18 protein-coding genes are annotated in these 20,916 nt (G+C 54.7%); 10 read left to right on the top strand and 8 right to left on the bottom strand.

Going from position 1 to position 20,916, the window contains the following annotated elements; genetic code table 11:
• Window positions 1-87: 87 nt before the first annotated feature.
• Window positions 88-780 (top strand): DAPG hydrolase family protein, encoded by a 693-nt coding sequence (locus AAIR21_RS09495; RefSeq protein ID WP_183516623.1) that lies wholly within the window; start codon window positions 88-90, stop codon window positions 778-780.
• A gap of 184 nt (window positions 781-964) precedes the next feature.
• On the opposite strand, the gene AAIR21_RS09500 is transcribed toward AAIR21_RS09495, so the two are convergent.
• Together AAIR21_RS09500 and AAIR21_RS09505 are read right to left on the bottom strand one after the other, a co-directional pair.
• Entirely contained in the window at window positions 965-2,353 is a 1,389-nt protein-coding gene (locus AAIR21_RS09500; RefSeq protein ID WP_234047604.1) for a carbohydrate binding domain-containing protein, read from the bottom strand.
• An 87-nt stretch (window positions 2,354-2,440) separates the two neighbouring features.
• Window positions 2,441-3,205, bottom strand: coding sequence for a LecA/PA-IL family lectin (locus AAIR21_RS09505; RefSeq protein ID WP_014168780.1), 765 nt, complete (start codon window positions 3,203-3,205; stop codon window positions 2,441-2,443).
• A 778-nt stretch (window positions 3,206-3,983) separates the two neighbouring features.
• Here AAIR21_RS09505 and AAIR21_RS09510 point away from each other — a divergent pair.
• On the top strand, window positions 3,984-4,343 hold the full coding sequence (locus AAIR21_RS09510) for a LecA/PA-IL family lectin (protein WP_041162440.1): 360 nt from the start codon (window positions 3,984-3,986) through the stop codon (window positions 4,341-4,343).
• Window positions 4,344-4,747: 404 nt separating this feature from the next.
• On the opposite strand, the gene AAIR21_RS09515 is transcribed toward AAIR21_RS09510, so the two are convergent.
• The gene (locus AAIR21_RS09515) at window positions 4,748-5,962 is read right to left on the bottom strand and encodes an L-dopachrome tautomerase-related protein (RefSeq protein WP_183516621.1); all 1,215 of its coding nucleotides are present in this window, start codon (window positions 5,960-5,962) and stop codon (window positions 4,748-4,750) included.
• A gap of 68 nt (window positions 5,963-6,030) precedes the next feature.
• On the bottom strand, window positions 6,031-6,825 hold the full coding sequence (locus AAIR21_RS09520; RefSeq protein WP_020885260.1) for an SDR family NAD(P)-dependent oxidoreductase: 795 nt from the start codon (window positions 6,823-6,825) through the stop codon (window positions 6,031-6,033).
• 97 nt (window positions 6,826-6,922) lie between these two features.
• Here AAIR21_RS09520 and AAIR21_RS09525 point away from each other — a divergent pair, with 97 nt between their 5' ends.
• Window positions 6,923-7,819 carry a LysR family transcriptional regulator gene (locus tag AAIR21_RS09525; protein ID WP_183516620.1) on the top strand — a complete coding sequence of 299 codons (897 nt, stop codon included), beginning with the start codon at window positions 6,923-6,925 and terminating at the stop codon, window positions 7,817-7,819.
• Window positions 7,820-7,839: 20 nt separating this feature from the next.
• On the top strand, window positions 7,840-8,349 hold the full coding sequence (locus AAIR21_RS09530) for a hypothetical protein (RefSeq protein ID WP_063858387.1): 510 nt from the start codon (window positions 7,840-7,842) through the stop codon (window positions 8,347-8,349).
• A gap of 33 nt (window positions 8,350-8,382) precedes the next feature.
• Here the strand turns inward: AAIR21_RS09530 and AAIR21_RS09535 are convergent, their stop codons facing one another.
• Window positions 8,383-10,167 (bottom strand): diguanylate cyclase, encoded by a 1,785-nt coding sequence (locus AAIR21_RS09535; RefSeq protein WP_183516619.1) that lies wholly within the window; start codon window positions 10,165-10,167, stop codon window positions 8,383-8,385.
• Window positions 10,168-10,287: 120 nt separating this feature from the next.
• Complete coding sequence (locus tag AAIR21_RS09540; RefSeq protein ID WP_020885256.1) at window positions 10,288-11,397, bottom strand: AI-2E family transporter; 1,110 nt, start codon at window positions 11,395-11,397, stop codon at window positions 10,288-10,290.
• Window positions 11,398-11,733: 336 nt separating this feature from the next.
• Here AAIR21_RS09540 and mmuP point away from each other — a divergent pair, with 336 nt between their 5' ends.
• The 6 genes from mmuP (at window position 11,734) to tauD (ending at window position 17,662) form a co-directional block, all read left to right on the top strand.
• On the top strand, window positions 11,734-13,134 hold the full coding sequence (gene mmuP, locus AAIR21_RS09545; protein ID WP_138013531.1) for an S-methylmethionine permease: 1,401 nt from the start codon (window positions 11,734-11,736) through the stop codon (window positions 13,132-13,134).
• Window positions 13,121-14,053, top strand: coding sequence for a homocysteine S-methyltransferase (gene mmuM, locus AAIR21_RS09550; RefSeq protein WP_434680796.1), 933 nt, complete (start codon window positions 13,121-13,123; stop codon window positions 14,051-14,053). The genes mmuP and mmuM overlap by 14 nt, the downstream gene beginning before the upstream one ends.
• Window positions 14,054-14,249: 196 nt before the next feature.
• A complete protein-coding gene (gene tauA, locus AAIR21_RS09555) occupies window positions 14,250-15,212 on the top strand; it encodes a taurine ABC transporter substrate-binding protein (protein ID WP_025205018.1) in 963 nt (320 codons plus the stop codon).
• A gap of 10 nt (window positions 15,213-15,222) precedes the next feature.
• Complete coding sequence (gene tauB / locus AAIR21_RS09560) at window positions 15,223-15,990, top strand: taurine ABC transporter ATP-binding subunit (RefSeq protein WP_047355624.1); 768 nt, start codon at window positions 15,223-15,225, stop codon at window positions 15,988-15,990.
• Window positions 15,987-16,814: a taurine ABC transporter permease TauC gene (tauC, locus tag AAIR21_RS09565; RefSeq protein ID WP_014168802.1), complete on the top strand. Its 828-nt coding sequence runs from the start codon at window positions 15,987-15,989 to the stop codon at window positions 16,812-16,814. The genes tauB and tauC overlap by 4 nt, the downstream gene beginning before the upstream one ends.
• On the top strand, window positions 16,811-17,662 hold the full coding sequence (tauD, locus tag AAIR21_RS09570; RefSeq protein ID WP_183516618.1) for a taurine dioxygenase: 852 nt from the start codon (window positions 16,811-16,813) through the stop codon (window positions 17,660-17,662). Before tauC ends, tauD begins: the two co-directional genes overlap by 4 nt.
• A 44-nt stretch (window positions 17,663-17,706) precedes the next feature.
• Here the strand turns inward: tauD and AAIR21_RS09575 are convergent, their stop codons facing one another.
• Window positions 17,707-19,407, bottom strand: coding sequence for a lysophospholipid acyltransferase family protein (locus AAIR21_RS09575; protein ID WP_020885252.1), 1,701 nt, complete (start codon window positions 19,405-19,407; stop codon window positions 17,707-17,709).
• Window positions 19,408-19,539: 132 nt separating this feature from the next.
• Window positions 19,540-20,514 carry a porphobilinogen synthase gene (gene hemB / locus AAIR21_RS09580; protein WP_020885251.1) on the bottom strand — a complete coding sequence of 325 codons (975 nt, stop codon included), beginning with the start codon at window positions 20,512-20,514 and terminating at the stop codon, window positions 19,540-19,542.
• Between the last annotated feature and the right edge of the window lie 402 nt (window positions 20,515-20,916).

The following is a 20,916-nucleotide window of genomic DNA, read 5'->3' on the forward strand; positions in this document are numbered from 1 at the left end:
GTCATACGACCATTCTATCGGTAATGTTTAGGAAACGCACTTCGTTTCCTAAATGGTGCGAATTTCCCAATGCTAATGGAGAAAAAAATGCGACAACACGATATTGCCAGGCCCTGGCTGGATTATTCGACATTGCTTGATCCTTCTCCCATGCCGCTGGAGACAGGTATTAAACGTCTGGATGACGGGAGTCTGCTGGTCGCCGTACGCACCGATTTACATGGCTGCAAAGGACGTATGATTAACTGGTGGTTTACCTTCTTTGAAACGACGCAGCATATAAAATGGTGGCATCCCGTTGATCATGTTGAACATCGTGGATGGGATGCCAACTGGAAGCGTGGGGAAAGTTTTTACGGCGCAAGCATCCATGCAGTTGAATCATTAGCTGAAATCCCTCCCATTCCCGCGCGTCTTAAATTCCATCACCCTGCATCGGTATTTGGCGAAATGGCTGTCGACAAGGCAATGGCGGATGGGAGTGTCTCGGCAATCATTGCCGCAAGGATAGGCTTCGGTGAAAAAACTGAACTGGATAGTCAGGGCGACCCGCTGGACGGACAAATGCTACATGTTGTCCGGGATACGCCTTTTGGGTGTGTGCTGCGTAGCCGGTTTATTCTGGGTATGAGTAATGACGACCACGCTGAACCTGCCGATGACGTTGGATTAGCGCTTATGCGACACTGTTATACAGAGTTCACGTTCTTGTCTCGTTTCCTGCCTTCTCTGTATTACGGCGAGAAAGCGAATGATGAGAAAATTGCGCTTCCCTGGTAACACGCAGGTTTAACTGCTCAGGTAAACCTGTTGACGAGGGTAATCATGCCCACCGTGTATTACCGGGCCAGACCAACGTTATCTCAAGCGTGACGCACACTGGCTAAGCAGTGATGCCTGGTTTAACCAACGCGTAGCCAAACCGGCATCACTTCATATCTGAAATGAAGTCAGCGTAACAAAATCAATCGACAGATTTTACTGTGATTCCAGTAATGCTGAAATCGTTACCATCGCCGCTGGCTTTATGGCTGAAAATTTCCAGCACATTATCGCCCTGCGCCGCCGTAAACTCTCCTGACAGCGTGACCCACTCGCCTTTCACGGCAAGTGCTGTAACCGAGGTAATATCCTGGCCTGCCACCCGCAGTGACAGTTCGGGTATCACCTTGTAGTCATTATCCCTGCGAGCCTGAAGGCTGAAGCGATAGCGTTTCCCCGGCAGGAGTTCCGAATAATGTTTATAAAGCAGCACACCATTGTGTGTCCGGCCTTTAACATTGGTGGTCGGAAAACGAATCATGGTCGCGCCACCTTCTGAGTAAAACTCATGCTCAGGCGTTGCCGGTCCGAACTGCCAGTGATTCAGATGATTATTCGTAAACTTACTCTCATCCAGGAATGGTTTTGCTGGCGGCTCGGGACTGACAGGGGGAGTGTCCGGCGCAGCGGGGGGTGAGGAGGGGGGCACCGGTTTGTTGTGATGTTCCTGACACGGGCAAGGGGGCGTTTTCTCTTTGCAACGACAGTCGCTGGCGCAAGCGTCAATCAGGTTCTTAAGTACATCGGCAAGCGTATTCACCGCCCGGACAATCTCAGGGGCCTGTGCGCACAGATCGCTGCCATTACCAGGCGTCTTCGCTGGCGTTTTACCTTCCAGCGCATCTGCTTCTTCTTTTTTGTTCGCCACGCTGTCGTGTTGCGTGGCCTTACTGGCGCAAATGGTGCTTTTTAAAACCGAGGCAAAATCGGCAATGCCGGAGGTGTAGATATAATGCTCACCACCCGTACGAAGCGCCAGGCGCTTGTATTCCCGAACCATGGCTTTCTCATCATCTGGGGTGGGATAAGGTAATGAGACATGAGGCGTGCCCAGATAGGAGTGGATTTTGACACCGTACTCCAGGGCGGTGGCAATGGCATCATCGCAGGCTTTGATGCGGTCCGCATCCAGGGTCATCTCCCCGCCTTTCAGACTTTCGTCTCCCAGCACAAAAACATTCTTTTCAGCGCCGTCACGCCAGTTGTAATGACGGATAACGTCCTCCGCAGCAGGCGCCACATCTTCCTGAGCGGGGTTCCCCTCTTTGACATACTCTCTGCCTTTCAGGGCGGACGGGTTAGCACCGGCCTCGCTCGTCAGGAACTGACGGACCGTTTTATTAAATTTGGTGCCGGCAAAAACGCCTTCGATACCCAGAAAATCAGTTCGTAAATCCGAAGGGCAGGCTTTTCTGGCCTCCTCAATGGCGCTCTCAAGTTTTGCACAGAGCGCTTCCGCTTCATCCTTCATTGAAAGACTGCTGTCGATGATGAAAACCAAATCAACTTTTTTATTGTCCATAATGCTCATATCAGGGGCTCCATTAACGTTCATTTTTGTTTTCCAGTGAACCGGCAGGGAAGGCCGTGAATGGCACGTTGCCTCCCTGCGGGCATTTCAACCGAGCACAACAAACCTGACGTCATAGCCTCCCGTATTATTGGCGTATTCAGACGCAACATTTGTATCGTTAAAAATGAATGAAATTTCGCCATCAGCAGGGACTTCCCAGTCGCTACCGCCGCTTCCGATACCGTAAATATGCTCACCCGCTTTGATCAGTAATTTCCCCGCCAGTGCTTCTGGCAGGACAAAAGTGGGATCCGGTTTTTGCGCTGACGGATGCTGGCTGTCGCCGTCAGGTCCAAAGCTGCGACCGCGGCTGTCGTACTGAGCGGTACCGGCTGCAATTAGCATCACCTTGTCCCCTTTGCTCACGGATACGCCGGTGTGGGTCCAGTCACTGCGCGTTGCGGGAACATGACCTTTCCAGTCCGCCTTTTGAGCCGCCGCTTTCTTTTCGTCTTCAGCGATATACACAACCGCGCTGAAAGCGCCGCTGTTGTCGCGATGTGAAGAGTCACTGACCACGAGAATCAGCTCACCGTCTTCCGGTACTGACCACTGGTAAACACCACTGCCAATGTCATAGCTTTTTCCGGATGCACTGAATCGGGCTTTCAGCACCTTATCGTTCCGTAAGACAAAGCCCTCTTTTAGCCTGCCGTATGGCGATGCCAGGGCGTAGTCTTCTTTACCGTATTTAATCCATCCTTCCGCAATAATACTGATTTTTTGCCCGGCTTTTAGTTTAAGTCCGGTATTAATGCCCGTGTCAGCAGTTGCGTCAATATTGCCCGACCATGCAGGTGAAACAGTCATATAATTCTCCGTAATCGTGACAGCATCCAGCTTGTCAGTGGTATGAGGTAATAAATAGTCTACAGATAATGTTTTTTGTTACTAAGGGGTACGGCATTCACAATCAGAATATAAACAGATACGCCACTCAGCAAATAATATTCTGGAAATGATGCTGGTGATTTCTGTTCGTCTCCCGTCTGCTGCAGTTCTGTGAATTAAATATTAGGATTAATCTCATGCTGTGTTTTGTTACTCCAGAGCGGTAATGCGTGTGAGTGAGAGGTATATGTTGAAACCAAAAGAGTAATGCACATGGTAACTAAGTGGATATTTGTTAACCCATTCCTTTTCCGTCGGGGAGGCGTGAAATTAAGTGGAAAGGTAGATGTTTTTTATTGGACGGATATCACGGCAGGCGGTGCTGTAATGCGCCCTCTCACTGCTTTGTGTACCTATTATTACCGCCATTCGAGTATGGTAATTAATTTACTAAAGGTATAATTACAGTCATGATTAAAAGTGCGATTACTCCTATAGTTAACATTAAAATCAATTGCAAATCAGTTACTTAGTGTTTGGTTGTGTTGATGGATTTATATAATCGCAGCGTAAAAAAAGAAATAGCATTATTCTTTCGACATAAGTCTGGAAAAGATAAATATATTCATATGCATCCATGATGAAATGTTATGAATACTAAATGTGATGTCTGTCACATGCAGGGGAGTTTTGTCTTTGATTGATGCAAAGCACGCATCAAATGTAATGTTAATGAAGTTTGATAAAGGAGAATAGCATGACGGCTAAGCCAGAATGGTCCGGAGAAGTTCCTGCAAATATTCCTGCCGGTATTAATACAGGCCTGCAACTGAATGCCGGTGATGAGATAACGATAATGGCCTCTGGCTGGATTAAATACGGTAAAGAAGAATTTGCGCTGGCGGTGCCGGATGGCAGGGTGAAAGAAGGGCTCATTACCTGCAATGATAAGGTGCTGAAGGCGAGATTTGATACCTCTGGGAAAGGTTATGATATAGGCGGTGGAGTATATAAATGGGCGGCTCCCCAGAGCGGTATCCTGCATCTGTATATTGCCGATACAGAGGCTGGATACTCTGATAATACCGGCAGTTTCAGTGTCAATGTATACCGGTAAGAACGGGGCGTTTCGGATACAGCGATTTCAGCCCCATTGATATGGCGGCAGGGATTATGTCCGGCGTTCTCAAACCGATATCTTATTCATTCCAATATTATTCGCAGAACTCAGCAGATGATAAGAAGACTAATCAACAATATTCTCTGGTACTCTACCGGGTGGGTGTTTTTTGGCCTGATAGTGCTCAGTGGAATCGCAGGGGGACTGGCAGCTTCAGTCCTGCATTTTACTACAACGGATGCATTCCTGGCCGCATTTTGCCTTTTTCTGTTGCTGTCATTGCCCGTTTGCTTCTGGCTGCACCGGTTATCTCGCATACACCGGCGTCAGTAATGTATACGCCCACAAGGAGTGTCCCTGTGAGCGTGTAGTGTTTTCAGTGCTGAGCATGCACAGTCGCGTTACTGGCGCTTATCCTGCAACGTCTTCAGGGGTAAACGCCATACGTCATAGCGCTCCTGGCCAGGTTTGACCGCGCCAGCAAAATGGTCGTTCAGGCTGCTGGAGGTAAAGATCAGGTCCCCGTCCGGATTGATGGCCGGCGTGTCCGGCCAGTGTACGCCGTCGTTTGACGCCATCAGGGTCATTGAGCCGCTCTTCGGTTCATACCTGACAATACCGTTGTGTGTCACATCGGTGATATAGAGGTTGCCTTCGGCATCGGTCACGATACCGTCGGTATTGCCTCCCACCGAACCAAGATCCCGGATCTGCGCCGCAATCTGCGCATCGTCAGCACCTGGCTTTCGCAGAATGTCAGTCGGTACCGCAAATGCATGGGTCCCTGTCGTTACCGTCCAGTAGAGCGTGCCGGTATCCGGAGACAGCGCAATACCGTTGATGCCAATCAGTAATGGATGACCAGGCCAGACTTCAGCCCCGTGCGAGACCACCTTCACACCCGGCTCAATCTGCAGGTCTGGATGACGGTCGAGCACGCGTCGGGCAGTGCCGGTTGCGAAATCGGCGATGATAAGACCGACGCGGTTCTCAGGCGCACTGCGCGAGCCGCTGTCGGAGATATAGGCGACACGGCGCGTCTCATCAATAACCACATCATTGAGGAAGCTCGCCTTGCGGTCTGCCACGCCATCCAGTGGAATGCGTTTGATTGTGCGGCCGGTATTCAGATCCAGCACCATCAGTTTCTGCGAACCCACGGGGGATTCCGCTTCTCCCGCGACGAACCCCATATCCAGGGCCCACAGCCAGCCATTCTTACGGTCAATATAGAAGCCAAGCACGTTACGCAGGTTCTGATCGGGAGCGGTTTCCACCGCATTCCCCTCGCGGGACGGAAATGCCGTGAGGCGCGCCGGTCCGGTCTGAACGGTCGTATCAAGAATACTTAACGTCGCGGGTGCACCGGCTGAAACCAGTCGAGGGGTACTGACAAAGGCTCTTCCCATTGCATCAAAGTGGATGCCTGCGATGGGCGCGTTAACCGAGCCGGAAAATGGCGTCGGCGTTTCCCCCTTCTCAGGCGTATTCCAGGTTACGCCGGTATAGCTGCGCCAGCGCTCAAGAGGGGCCTGGTTCGCTGCGCTGGCTACGCTCGCAAAAGAGAACAACATTGCCATCGCGATGGCGGACATATTACGGGTACGTTTGAACATTTCTATGCTCCGGTAAATAGGGGAAAGCAGGGGACACTGATTCCCCTCAGGTCATTACGGCTGCTGCATTAAAGAATGGAGCGGAAGGTGCCGCCTTCGACGCGCACCGCGGCGCCGTTAGAGGCAGCGCCCAACGGGCTTGCCAGCAGCGCGACCATCGCGGCTATCTCATCAGCATCGATCATTCGCGCGATAAGAGAGCTGGGGCGGTAGGTCTGGAAGAAATTCGCTTCGATCTCCTGGTCGGTCATACCCGGTGCAGGCGCGGTCTGGCGCAGGTATTCGATAATGCCGTCGGAGCGGGTCGCTGAAGGCAGTACGCTGTTGACCGTAACGCCCGTCCCCTTCGTGAGTTCGGCCATACCGCGCGAAACGGCGAGTTGCGCCGACTTACTGACGCCGTAATGCACCATGTCTGGCGGCGTGAATGCGCCGACTTCGCTCGACATAAATATCACCCGGCCCCAGTTGCGTTCCAGCATGCGCGGGAAGTAATGCCGTGACAGGCGAACGCCGGACATGACATTGATGTTGAACATGTTCAGCCACTCATCATCGGTGATGTCGGCGAAGTCTCGGGCTTCGTAAAAGCCCAGGTTGTTGATGAGAATATCGGTGTCAGGGCAGGCCGCGATCAGGGCTTTTGCCCCCTCAGCGCTTGCCAGGTCGGCAACGATGGCGGTGACCTGCGCCTGAGGCTGAGCGGCGGTAATGTCTGCCACGGCGTTTTGCAATTTCGCGTGGTCACGACCAGTAATGGTGACGGCCACGCCTTCGCGCGCCAGCGTGCGGGCGATGGCCAGACCAATCCCCGCGGTTGCGCCAGTAACGAGTGCTGTCTTACCGGTGAGTTGAAGATCCATGATTTTACCCTCTGGTGATGAATGCGCACACTTTACTCATCGCCCAACTGGAGATAAATTAGCGGAATTGAAAAACATTTGTTCCTGAAAGAGCATAATGAGCAGAAAATTCGATTATCTTGGCGATGTTGAGGTCTTCATCGCTGTCGTTGAACACGGCTCATTTACTGCTGCTGCCGTCGCCCTGTCCACCACGCCCTCGGTGTTGAGTCGTGCGGTTTCTCGCCTTGAGACGCGTCTGGGACGACAGCTTTTACAGCGAACCACCCGTCGGGTAGGCCTGACCGAGGCAGGGCGAGTCTATCTGGAGCAGGCGCGCTCTGCTTTTTCCCTGCTGGATGAAGCCGAACGTGATGGGCAGGGTCAGGAAGGCGACCTGACCGGACGCGTGCGCATGAGTGTACCGACTACCTACGGTCACTATCGTCTGCCGCCCTTGCTGGCGCAATTCTCCCAACACTACCCGCGCGTTCAGGTGGATCTGAACATCACCAACCGCAACGTCGACCTGATTGCTGAAGGGTTCGATCTGGCGATTCGTTTGGGTCAGATGCCCGACAGTGGTTTAGTCGCGCGTAAACTGGAGGATGCCGCTTTGCTGCTGGTCGCATCACCCGCGTACCTTCACAGGATGGGGACTCCGCAAACGCTGGAAGATTTGCACCGACACATGTGTCTGCCGTTTATTTTGCCGCGCACCGGTCGCATCGCTCCGTGGGTGTTTCGGGAAGACGAACGCGATGTGGACTGGCTACCCGTTTCACCTATCGAAACATCGGATGATGTGCTTGGCGTCGTCTCCCTGGCTGAACACGGTATGGGGATTTGCCAGAGCTATGAATTTATCGTCCAGGACAGGATACAGCGCGGTCAGCTGGTGGAGGTGCTTCCTCACCTTCGCGGACGCTCGCGGCCGTTCTCGGTGATCTTCGCGCCACACCGGCGCCAGTCCGCTGCCACCCGCGCGATGATTGATCTCCTGACCAAGCAATAACGACAAGGGAAGGGTGCAATATGAAAAAAACGTCTTATTCGTTTTTGATTCCAGCGATTGTTGGGGTATTGACGCTGGTAATTTGTTTTATTACCTGGCGCGTAGAAATTTACCGTGTGACATTTATTAACGCTCTCGCAATGCAATACATCGCGACCGGCTCATTGCTCTTGTCGCTGGCTTTGATGGTCATTTTTATCTGGAAGGGACGGTTGAAAGGCTGGCCATTTTCTGAGCGTCTAAAAGTGTTCATTGGCACCTTTTTTATCAGCATGCCTCTCGCCATTTTCGTCGTCTTTACGGCGGTTTATTTACTGGATGGGAAAGTGTCGTCCTGGAGTGCTCCTTACAAATATAAATCTGTAGGCAGATATAATTGTGAAGGGGCTGAAGTATATGAACCTGAACTGAAAGAGAAGATACGTATTTGTCACCCAATGGGCGACTATCAACTCGATAACACCTTATATGTTGAAAAACGCAGTAATGCGCTGGGTATCGTGGTGCTTTGGGCTATCACGCGCTCATGAACAGGGGAAAGCCTCAGTGGCGCAACATGAGGTCTAGCCCGCCTCCAGCATCCCAAAACTTACAATCCGCGATCGGCCCAGTTCTTTAGCCCGGTACAAAGCCACATCGGCTGCACGCAGCAGGTTGTCACTCTGGGCGTGCTGCGGATAGCTGGCGATACCAATCGAAACATCGACTGGCCCAATCTCCGTGAGTCCATAACGTAGCGACAACCCTTGTACGCCGTTGTAAATCTGTTGAGCACAGTCATGCGCTTCTTCTTCATCAGCACCGGAAAGCAGTACTAAAAACTCCTCCCCGCCGTAGCGGAAAGCCATTCCGTTGTCATGGGTAGCCCGCTGAACAATCGTCGCTACGCTTTTAATAACCTGATCACCCGCTTCATGGCCAAACCGGTCATTAATGTTCTTGAAGTGATCGATATCGATCATCATGCAACTCAGTGGTTCGCCGTTACGAATGGCCTGTGTCATTTGGGTATGAAGCGTATCTTCCAGATGATGGCGATTGCGCAAGCCGGTCAGCGGGTCGAACAAAGCTTTTTCCAGCAACGCATCGCGTAGCCGCTGGTTTGCCAGCGCCAGACCGAGCGCTTCGGCCATCAGTTCGAGATAAGCACGGGCAGGGGCATTTTCCGCGGTGATATTCTGGAATGAGAGCAGACCAATGGCCTCGCCCTGGGCAATGAGCGGCACGCACAGCGAACGATAAGCCAGTGATTCCGGCAGATGATAGCAGGCGATATCCGGCTTACCGCTGAACGGGGGATGGCTCTGACCACGCCTTACTGCCCAGCATTCGTCAGGATGAAACGTCATCTCCTCTCCCGTGGGGGAGAGCCACTGGGCAACGCAGCGCATCTGCCAGGGATCGCGGTCAAGGACATAGAGCCGGCCAGGGACCCCCGGGGCGATATTGGGGGCAAACATCTCCGCCACGTTGATAACATCGGTAAAGTTCTCACACCCTTGCAGCCGCTGCGTCATGCGGGCCAGCAGTTCGCGGACAGCCCAGTCGGCGTCGCGCTCTTTTTCCAGCCGTTGCCGGGCAAGGCCGTTTTCACGAAAAATACGGATCGCCTGCGCCATATCGCCAATCTCATCAATCTGATTAAAATTCGGCGTTTCGACGGCGTAATCCTGCGACGCCAGACGGTATACCACGTCGCTCAGACGCACCACGGGGCGCAGCACGCGACGTTTCAGGATAAAGCCCAGGACAAACAGAAACAGCAGGGCGGTCAGGCCAACCATCAGTTCAGAGGCCGTACGCAGCGCTTTCGATTTTTTGGTGGCATCCTGCACGGACGCAATCACCCGCTTGTCGAGGATCTGGCGAAAGTGATCAATCTGGTTTTGTGCGCGTTCCAGCGCCTGCTCATAGGGGGCACCATAAAGCAGGGCAATGGCCTGAGCATCTTCTCCCCGCTCTGTACTGGTCAGGGCCGTCTGCTGTTCATCCTGTAGCTCATCGATAATCTTGAGACCTTCCCGCAGCAGGGACAGCTCCTCATCGGACGCGCCGTTATCGCGCAGTTTATCCAGCCTCAGTTCGACATTTTTCAGGTTGTTCTCTGACTGGCTGTATTGTCTGAGGGTTTGCGGATCTTTTTTTATCACGTACAGGCGGGCTAAATCGGACTGCGCCCAGGCGTCGGTTTCAATATCCTCCGTCAGCTCATCAAAGCGCTGCCGCTGTTCAACGGCGTGACGTTCCACGGTGTCGGCATTGGATGCCATCAGCATGATGATGCCTGAGACAAGGGTCAGGCAGACCGTGGCACCATAGGCCCAGTTAGTTATCGTTGCGATTCGCACCTGTGGATCCTTTTACGACATGAGAAGGATGGCGTTCTTTCAAATTATAGAAAACGTTTGATTTAAGGCGAAAAAAAAGGCGGCACAGTGCCGCCTGGTGTGGTCTTTATCGTCATATCATCACAAATCTGGAGGGTTTTTTCCTTCCTCGATGAAATCCGCATCCAGCTCTTCGGCGTTACCCGCGTGATCGCGACCGGAGAACAGGTTCCAGCAGGCGATGAACAGCGCAGCGATCAGCGGCCCAATCACAAAGCCATTAATGCCGTACAGCTCCATCCCGCCAAGGGTTGAGATGAGGATCAGGTAGTCCGGCATTTTGGTGTCTTTCCCCACCAGCAATGGACGCAGAATATTGTCCACCAGCCCGACAATGATGACGAAGAAGCCAACGATAAAGAGACCCTGCCAGAGCTGATGCGTGGCGAACAGGAAGATGGCGGCCGGCACCCAGACAATGGCCGAGCCGACGGCCGGAACCAGCGAAAGGAACGCCATCAGCGCGCCCCAGAGTACGCTACCGTCAATACCAGCGATGGCAAATGCAATCCCGCCGAGCGTGCCCTGAACCACCGCCACTACCGCCGTACCTTTTACCGTTGCCCGCGAGACGCCGACGAATTTGGCGAACAGATGCTGTTTGGCAAAATCAGACAGAGGAAGCGAATCAAGGATCTGGCGTACCAGATACGGACCATCTTTCAGCAGGAAGAACAGCAGATAAAGCATGATGCCAAAGCTGATCGCAAAGCCAAACGTCCCTTTACCAATCAGAAACGCGCTGCCGGCCAGATACTGTCCGCCCTGCAGGGCCACATCGGAGAGTTTTTTCTGGATCTGTGCCGCGTTCGTCAGATTGTGGTCCGCAAGGAAGCCGCTGGCCCAGCCTGGCAGGTGGTTAAAGATGCTCGCCACCACTTCCGGGAATTGGGTGTTGTTCGCTTGCAGCTTGGTGTACACCACGTTCAGTTCAATGGCGAGCGATGAAAAGATCACCATCAACGGGATAAAGACGATGAGGCAGATAATGCCGATGGTTAACAGCGAAGCCAGTCCGTTGCGATCGCCCATCGCCGCGCGCAGCTTGTTTTTTACCGGGTTAAAGATAACGGTAAGAATGGCGGCCCATAAAATCGCGGAGAAGTAGGGGGAGAGCACGTCGAAGAAAGCCCAGGTGACAAGGGCGAGTATGAAGATAAAGAAACCTTTGGTCAGTCCGTTAAAGCGCATCAGTTGATCCTGTAACGATGAAACTGTGTCGACTATAGAACTGATTGAGGGATTTACCAAGAATTGCGCCACTGTAAAATCCCGCGTATGAACCCGCTCCTTACGGATACCACTTTCGACTGACCGAAGAACGCCAGGGTCCGCGCCATGCTGTAAGTATCTGCTTGCGGAGGTGCTTATGGCCTGGCGTCCGTTCCTGTATGTGATCCTCACAACCCACCCCAGACTCAGCGCGCGGCGCGCCCGATTACGTCTGGTCGTCTAGCTTTTTCTTAACAATCGCGGTATAACACACCTTCTTTGGATGTTTAGATGTCCATACGTATAGAAGGTAATATGCAAACACAACAAGAAAATGGGCAGCTTAAGCGCACCATGAAAACACGCCACCTGATTATGCTCTCGCTGGGTGGGGTCATTGGGACAGGGCTATTCTTCAATACTGGTTATATCATTTCAACGACCGGGGCCGCGGGAACGCTGCTGGCGTACCTGATTGGCGCGCTGGTGGTCTGGCTGGTGATGCAGTGTCTGGGCGAACTTTCCGTTGCGATGCCGGAAACCGGCGCGTTTCACGTCTATGCCGCCCGCTATCTTGGCCCGGCAACAGGCTATACCGTGGCGTGGCTTTACTGGCTTACCTGGACGGTGGCGCTCGGGTCGAGCTTTACCGCCGCCGGGTTCTGTATGCAGTACTGGTTCCCGCAGGTGCCCGTCTGGACGTGGTGCGTGGTGTTCTGCGTGGTGATCTTCGGCCTTAACGTCATCTCCACGCGCTTCTTTGCCGAAGGCGAGTTCTGGTTCTCGCTGGTGAAAGTCATCACCATTATTGCCTTTATTATTCTTGGCGGCGCTGCGGTGTTTGGCTTTATCCCGATGCAGGACGGTTCTCCCGCGCCGGGCTTAACCAACCTTACCGCCGAAGGCTGGTTCCCGCACGGCGGCCTGCCCATCCTGATGACCATGGTCGCGGTGAACTTCGCCTTCTCCGGGACAGAGCTTATCGGTATCGCGGCGGGTGAGACGGAAAACCCGCACAAGGTGATTCCGGTTGCCATTCGTACCACCATTGCCCGGCTGATCATCTTCTTTATTGGTACCGTGTTTGTGCTGGCCGCGCTGATCCCGATGCATCAGGCGGGCGTGGAAAAAAGTCCGTTTGTACTGGTGTTCGAAAAGGTCGGTATTCCGTACGCGGCTGATATTTTTAACTTCGTGATCCTGACGGCCATCCTGTCGGCGGCGAACTCGGGCCTGTACGCTTCTGGCCGCATGCTCTGGTCACTCTCGAATGAAAAAACGCTGCCGCGTTGCTTTGCGCGCGTTAATAAAAACGGTGTACCCATGACGGCGATTTCTGTTTCAATGCTTGGCGGCGTACTGGCGCTGTTCTCAAGCGTGGTGGCACCGGACACGGTGTTTGTCGCACTGTCCGCCATCTCAGGCTTTGCTGTGGTGGCGGTCTGGATCAGCATCTGCGCGTCGCATTTTGTCTTCCGTCGTCGCCATCTTCAGTCTGGTCAGCCGCTTTCCGCTCTGCAGTATCGCGCGCCGTGGTATCCGCTGGTGCCGGTGCTCGGCTTTATCCTCTGCGTGGTGGCCTGTGTTGGTCTGGCGTTTGACCCGAGTCAGCGTATTGCCCTTTATTGCGGGCTTCCGTTTGTTGCCCTGTGTTATGGTGCCTACTACCTGACCCGAAACATTACATCGCAGGAGCCTGAACATGTCGCAGAATAATCCGCTTACCGCCATCCTTGAAAAACAGCCATTTGTGGTGCTGGATGGCGCGATGGCGACGGAACTGGAAGCGCGCGGTTGTAATCTTGCAGACAGCCTGTGGTCTGCCAAAGTGCTGGTTGAAAACCCGGATCTTATCCGCGACGTTCATCTGGACTACTATCGGGCGGGAGCGCAGGTGGCGATCACCGCCAGCTATCAGGCCACGCCTGCGGGGTTTGCCGCACGAGGCCTGGATGAGGCGCAATCCCGTGCGCTGATTGGCAAAAGCGTGGAGCTGGCGCGTAAGGCGCGCGAAGCGTATCTCGCGGAAAACCCTCATGCAGGCACGCTGCTGGTCGCGGGATCGGTTGGGCCGTATGGTGCATACCTGGCGGATGGTTCTGAGTATCGCGGTGACTACGTGCGAAGCGCAGAAGCGTTTACCGATTTCCATCGCCCGCGCGTGGAAGCGCTGCTGGATGCCGGGGCAGATCTGCTGGCCTGCGAAACGCTGCCATCCTTTGCTGAAATCAAGGCGCTGGCGGCGCTTCTGGCCGAGTATCCCCGGGCCCGGGGATGGTTCTCGTTTACCCTGCGTGACAGCGAGCACCTCAGCGACGGCACGCCGCTGCGCGAGGTGATTTCTGCGCTGGAACGCTATCCGCAAATTGTGGCGCTGGGGATCAACTGTATCGCGCTGGATAATACCACCGCGGCACTGAAACATCTTCACAGCCTCACCGCACTGCCGCTGGTGGTCTACCCGAATTCGGGGGAGCATTATGACGCCGTGACCAAAACCTGGCATCACCATGGCGAAGCCTGCGAAACGCTGGCGGGCTATTTACCCCAGTGGCTGGCGGCCGGGGCGAAGTTGATTGGAGGATGTTGCCGGACCACGCCGAAAGACATTGCGGAGCTAAAGGCGCAGCGCTGATGCCGTGTGTCGTCTGATGCATTCACCTCATCCCTCTCCCGTCGGGAGAGGGAGCCAGAATAAACCCCACAAAATTCACTATCCTTTGCCACTTTTTTTCTAAAAACGAATCGGAATTAACGATTCTTTTTTATTCCTTTATCAAAATTCCTGCGCCGGAAATACTGCCCTCATAACAACAAGGGGAGCAGTCACAATGGCAATTTCATCGCGAATTACACTTCTCGGCGCGCTGGCGCTGTGGGCATTTCAGGCACAGGCGGTAGACGTTACCGTCGCGTATCAAACCTCTGCGGAACCGGCAAAAGTTGCGCAGGCGGATAACACCTTCGCCAAAGAAAGCGGCGCGAAGGTGGACTGGCGTAAATTCGACAGCGGGGCGGCCGTCGTGCGCGCATTAGCGTCCGGCGATGTGCAGATTGGCAATATCGGTTCCAGTCCGCTGGCGGTAGCTGCCAGCCAGCAGGTGCCTGTTGAGGTTTTCCTGCTGGCGTCACAGCTCGGGAACTCTGAAGCCCTGGTCGTGAAGAAAAACATCACCCGGCCGGAAGATCTGATTGGCAAGCGCATCGCCGTGCCGTTTATCTCCACTACCCATTACAGCCTGCTGGCGGCGCTCAAACACTGGGGCATCAAGCCGGGCCAGGTGCAGATCATCAACCTGCAGCCACCCGCAATTATTGCCGCCTGGCAGCGTGGGGATATCGATGGTGCTTACGTCTGGGCACCTGCCGTGAATGCGCTGGAAAAAGACGGCACCGTGCTGACCGATTCCGAACAGGTGGGGCAGTGGGGGGCGCCGACGCTTGACGTGTGGGTCGTGCGTAAAGACTTCGCGGAGAAACACCCTGACGTGGTGAAGGCGTTTGCTAAAAGCGCCATTGACGCCCAGCAGCCTTATCTCAGCAACCCCGATGCGTGGCTGAAAGAGACGGGCAATCTGGAAAAACTGTCGCGCCTGAGCGGCGTTCCGGAAGCGGACGTGCCGGGGCTGGTGAAAGGCAATACCTATCTCACGCCTGCACAACAGGTCCAGCAGCTCAATGGGCCGGTCAATAAAGCGATTGTCGATACCGCTACGTTTCTGAAAGAGCAGGGCAAAGTGCCTGCGGTGGCGACAGATTACAGCCAGTACGTGACCGATCGCTTTGTGAAATAAGGGGGAAGCGATGCTGAATATTACAAATCTGTCTGCTGATTACGGCGGTAAACCTGTGCTGGAGGAGATCAACCTGACGCTGGACAGCGGTGAATTGCTGGTCGTGCTGGGTCCGTCCGGGTGCGGCAAAACCACGCTGCTGAATCTGATCGCCGGGTTTGTACCGTATCAGCAGGGTTCCATCCAGCTGGAAGGGAAACGGGTCGAGGGTCCGGGTGCAGAGCGCGGCGTGGTCTTTCAGAGTGAAGGGCTGCTTCCGTGGCGCAACGTGCAGGAAAACGTCGCCTTCGGCCTGCAGCTTGCGGGGATTCACCGTGAACAACGGCTGGCGACCGCGCGTGAGATGCTAAAAAAGGTGGGGCTGGAGGGCGCTGAAAAACGTTTTATCTGGCAGCTTTCCGGTGGCCAGCGTCAGCGGGTCGGGATTGCCCGCGCGCTGGCGGCAAACCCACAGCTGTTGCTGCTGGATGAGCCGTTTGGTGCGCTGGACGCCTTCACCCGTGAGCAGATGCAAACGCTGCTTTTGCGCCTGTGGCACGAAACGGGCAAGCAGGTACTGCTGATCACCCACGATATCGAAGAGGCGGTGTTTATGGCGACCGAACTGGTGTTGCTTTCGCCGGGGCCGGGGCGTGTGCTGGAGCGGTTGCCGCTCAGCTTTGCCCGTCGCTATGTGGCCGGTGAACCGGTCCGCAGTATCAAATCCGATCCGCTGTTTATTGAACAGCGCGAATATGTTTTAAGCCGCGTATTTGAGCAACGGGAGGCATTCTCATGAGCATTGTCTTCAGTGAAAAAACGCGCCGTCCTCGTCTCGCGTTACGCTGGCCGTTCTCTCGCCAGATCACGCTGAGTGCGGGCACGTTGCTGGTATTGCTCGCGGTCTGGTGGGCAGTGGCAGCGCAACAGTGGGTTAGCCCGTTGTTCCTTCCGCCACCGGGACAGGTGCTGGCGAAACTCATCACCATCGCCGGGCCGCAGGGTTTTATGGATGCCACGCTCTGGCAGCATTTAGGTGCCAGTCTGGCGCGTATTCTGGTGGCGCTGCTGGCGGCGGTAGTGATTGGCATCCCGGTGGGTATCGCGATGGGGCTGAGCCCGACGGTGCGCGGCATTCTCGACCCGCTGATTGAGCTATACCGTCCGGTCCCACCGCTGGCCTATCTGCCGCTGATGGTGATCTGGTTTGGCATCGGGGAAACCTCGAAAATCTTGCTGATTTATCTGGCGATTTTTGCCCCGGTTGCTATGTCGGCATTGGCTGGGGTGAAGAGTGCACAGCAGGTGCGTATCCGCGCGGCGCAGTCGCTTGGTGCCAGCCGTCTTCAGGTGCTGCTGTTTGTGATTTTACCGGGCGCGCTGCCGGAGATTTTAACCGGGTTGCGCATTGGCCTCGGGGTGGGCTGGTCAACGCTGGTGGCGGCTGAGCTGATCGCCGCCACGCGCGGATTAGGGTTTATGGTGCAGTCGGCGGGAGAGTTTCTGGCGACTGACGTCGTGCTGGCAGGGATCGCGGTGATCGCCGTGATCGCCTTTGGATTAGAACTGGGGTTGCGCGCGCTACAGCGACGTCTGACGCCCTGGCATGGAGAAATACAATGAGTGAACGTCTGACCATCACCCCGCTGGGGCCATATATTGGTGCGCAGGTCTCCGGCCTGGACGTGACCCGTCCACTGAGCGATAACCAGTTCGAGCAGTTGTACCACGCGGTGCTGCGCCATCAGGTGGTGTTCCTGCGCGAACAGGCGATCACCCCGCAGCAGCAGCGTGCGCTGGCCCTGCGCTTCGGCGATCTGCATATTCACCCGGTCTATCCCCATGCGGAAGGCGTGGAGGAGATCATCGTGCTGGATACCCATAACGATAATCCGCCGGACAACGACAACTGGCACACCGACGTGACGTTTATCGAAACGCCACCTGCTGGGGCGATACTGGCGGCGAAACTGTTGCCGGACACCGGTGGAGATACGCTGTGGGCCAGCGGTATCGCCGCCTTCGAGGCGCTGTCCGTACCGTTCCAGACGCTGCTGAGCGGGTTGCGGGCCGAACATGACTTCAAAAAATCCTTCCAGGAGTACAAGTACCGGAAAAGCGAAGAGGAACATCTGCGCTGGCAGGACGCGGTCGCGAAACATCCGCCGCTGCTGCATCCGGTGGTGCGTACGCACCCGGTGACCGGTAAGCAGGCGTTATTTGTGAACGAAGGCTTTACGACGCGGATCGTAGACGTGCCGGAAAAAGAGAGCGATGCGCTGTTAAGCTTCCTGTTTGCCCATATCACCAGGCCGGAATTTCAGGTGCGCTGGCGCTGGCAGGAGAACGATCTGGCGATCTGGGACAATCGCGTGACGCAACACTATGCGAACGCGGATTATCTGCCGCAGCGTCGGATTATGCAGCGGGCGACGATTTTAGGGGATAAACCGTTTTACCGTGCGGGCTGATGCCTTCACCTGACCCTCTCCCGACGGGAGAGGGGAAAGCAGGGTTACAAATGCGCCTCAATATAGCGCTGATAGCGATTCGCCTTCAGATAACACAAATCCACCAGCACCAGGCCATCAACGCAGTTGTTGAATGCCGGGTCGCTCCCGAAATCAATAAACTGTACGCCACCCGGTTCGCACAGCTCGGAATACTGCTTGTAGAGCGGCGGAATGCCGCAGCCCAGATTGCCGAGCAGGGATTTCAGCTTCGTCAGATCGTCGACATAATCCACGCCGCCAAACTGCGCCAGCACATCCGGAAGCGATGCCGGGTAGGGCTGGCGTGACGCCGCGAGCGGATGGCTTGCCGGGAACCAGAGGCGGTAAAACGCCACCAGCAGATCCCGCGCGGCAGGCGGTAAGCCGCCGGATATCGAGACCGGACCAAACAGATAGCGGTAGTGGGGATAACGCGCCAGATAGGCACCAATGCCTGACCACAGATAGTCCAGACCTCGGCGTCCCCAGTAGCGCGGCTGAATAAAGCTGCGCCCGAGCTCAATGCCGTGCTCCAGCACATCCTGCATTTTGTCGTCGTAGTGGAACAGGCTGTAGCTGTACAGTCCTTCCGGCCCCCGACGCTCCACTTGTCTGGCGGTGGGCATAAAGCGATACGCGCCGACAATCTCCAGATCCTCATCGTCCCATAAGATCAGATGCAGATAATCATCATCGTAGCTGTCAGTGTCCCGGCGTTTACCGCTCCCTTCTTCCACCGCGCGAAAAGCAATTTCACGCAGGCGGCCCAGTTCGCGTAGCAGTGGCGCCTCTTCCTGGCCGTTACGCTGCCAGAGATAGATGGATTTTCCATCGCCGGTTTTGCCCAGACATTCAGCCTGCGCCAGCTCGCGTTTTAGCGTAGCCCGGTCTTCCGGACGGGCAATGGCGCACTGGGTTTTAAAGACGCCAGGCACTCCCTTGCCAAGACGTATCACGTGCTGACGGCACTTTTCGGCCATCTCACGCGACGAAAGGGTGGCGCTATACCAGTCACTCCAGGCAATCTGCTGACCGATTGTAATCGGCAGCTGGCTATGGCGACGGCGGAACATCTGCTGCATCAGCAGCAGCATGGATAACGTCGGCGACACCAGCGTGCTGGCATAAAAGAGGAGGCTGTTGTGCGCCTGAATATGTACCGGCAGCAGCGGGGCGCGCAGTTTGGTGGCGAGTTTGATAAATCCCGAGTGCCATTTTTTATCGCGAATGCCTTTTCGCGTCGGCCGGGAAACTTCACCCGCCGGGAAGAAGATCAGCACGCCCGCGTTTTGCAGATGTTGTTCCATCTGTACCAGCGACGTTTTTGCCGTTCTGCCGCCCATATTATCGACCGGGATAAACAGCGAGCTTAGCGGCTCCAGGTGGGTCAGCATCCGGTTGGTCACGACTTTGACATCGCGTCGTACGCGTGAGACGGCGTACATCAGCGCCAGCCCGTCCAGAGTACCTGTCGGGTGGTTGGCAATGATAACCAGAGGGCCATGTTCGGGGATTTGTTCGAGATCGCGGGCGGAAACGGTGCAGAGAATATCAAGGTGCTCCAGAACTTGCTCCACCATATCCAGTCCTTTCAGGTGGCGGTGTGCTGCGGCAAATTGCTGGAATTCTTCTTCGTAAAACAGCCTTTTTAACAGACTTTTTTGCCAGGGTGCCGGCCTCGCCTGAGGCCAAAGGTCATCGAGAACGCTATCGAGACTAAACATGATCACTCCTCCTGCCGTCTTGCGATGACAGTAGAAGGGGGAGATGTCGGTTGTATTGCAGTTTGGTGAAGTTTCGTGAGGCAGGGAGAGCAGGCCGGGTCAGGCGAAACCGCCCCCCGGCACCGTTGCGCCTTAGCGCAGAATTTTCTTCTCAGCCAGATCCAGCGCAAAGTAGCTGAAGATCAGATCCGCACCCGCGCGTTTGATCGCACCCAGGCTTTCCAGGATCACTTTCTCTTCATCGATCGCACCCGCCATGGCGGCGAATTTGATCATCGCATACTCGCCGCTGACCTGGTACGCGCCCAGCGGCAGCGAGGTGCGTTCGCGAATATCACGCAGGATGTCGAGATAGGCTCCCGCCGGTTTCACCATCAGGGCGTCTGCGCCCTGGGCTTCATCGAGCAGGGATTCACGGATAGCTTCCCGACGGTTGAGCGGGTTCATCTGATACGTTTTACGATCGCCTTTCAGCGCCGTACCGGCTGCTTCACGGAACGGGCCGTAGAAAGAGGAGGCGAATTTGGTGGAGTAGGACATGATGGCCGTGTCGGTAAAACCGGCAGCATCCAGCGCCTGGCGGATAGCCTGCACCTGCCCGTCCATCGCAGCCGATGGCGCGATGAAATCAGCACCCGCAGCGGCAGCAACCACCGCCTGCTTACCTAAATTCAGCAGGGTAGCATCGTTATCCACACCGTGATCGCACAGCACGCCGCAGTGGCCGTGAGAGGTATATTCGCAGAAACAGGTGTCGGACATCACGACCATTTCCGGCACGGTCTCTTTGCAAATGCGCGACATACGGGCGACCAGACCGTCCTCTTTCCAGGCATCGCTGCCGGTGGCGTCAGTATGATGGGAGATGCCGAAGGTCATCACCGAGCGGATCCCTGCATTGGCGATACGTTCGATTTCACGCGCCAGATGTTTTTCAGGAATGCGCATCACGCCAGGCATGGCTTCGATGGCCTTGTAGTCGTCAATCTCTTCTTCAACAAAAATCGGCAACACCAGATCGTTTAAGGTCAGTGTTGTCTCTTCAAACATAGCGCGTAGTGCGGGTGACTTGCGCAGGCGACGGGGACGAGCAATTAAATCGGTCATGGTATGCCTGAGGTTTGTGGAACAAAGAGGGTTAGTGTACCTCAAAGTGAAAGAAGGTGTTTTACCAAAGTGGGCATTTTGTCGAGGGGAAAATCCCGATGCCAACGCGTTATGCGATCAATAATATACACCCTTCCACTGGCGTTAATTGTTTTCGAAATATTGGTTTTATTTCTATGATGAAGTAAATATATCATTGAAAATGATCTATTTATTTTTATTATATTTGTTATCTTTATAAGGGGGTGTTTTAACTTACTGTTTTATAATCATTATTGATGGCGTTGTATCGCTGCTGCATTATTTTCATGTTGTTTGTCTGAATGCGGACTTAATGGAATGATTCATTGAACCTTTTCAGATTGAAAATGCATAATTCCCTCCGCAATTAAGTATTGCAAA

This window comes from Enterobacter sp. PTB (assembly GCF_051130085.1).
In the GTDB taxonomy this organism is placed as follows: domain Bacteria; phylum Pseudomonadota; class Gammaproteobacteria; order Enterobacterales; family Enterobacteriaceae; genus Enterobacter; species Enterobacter ludwigii.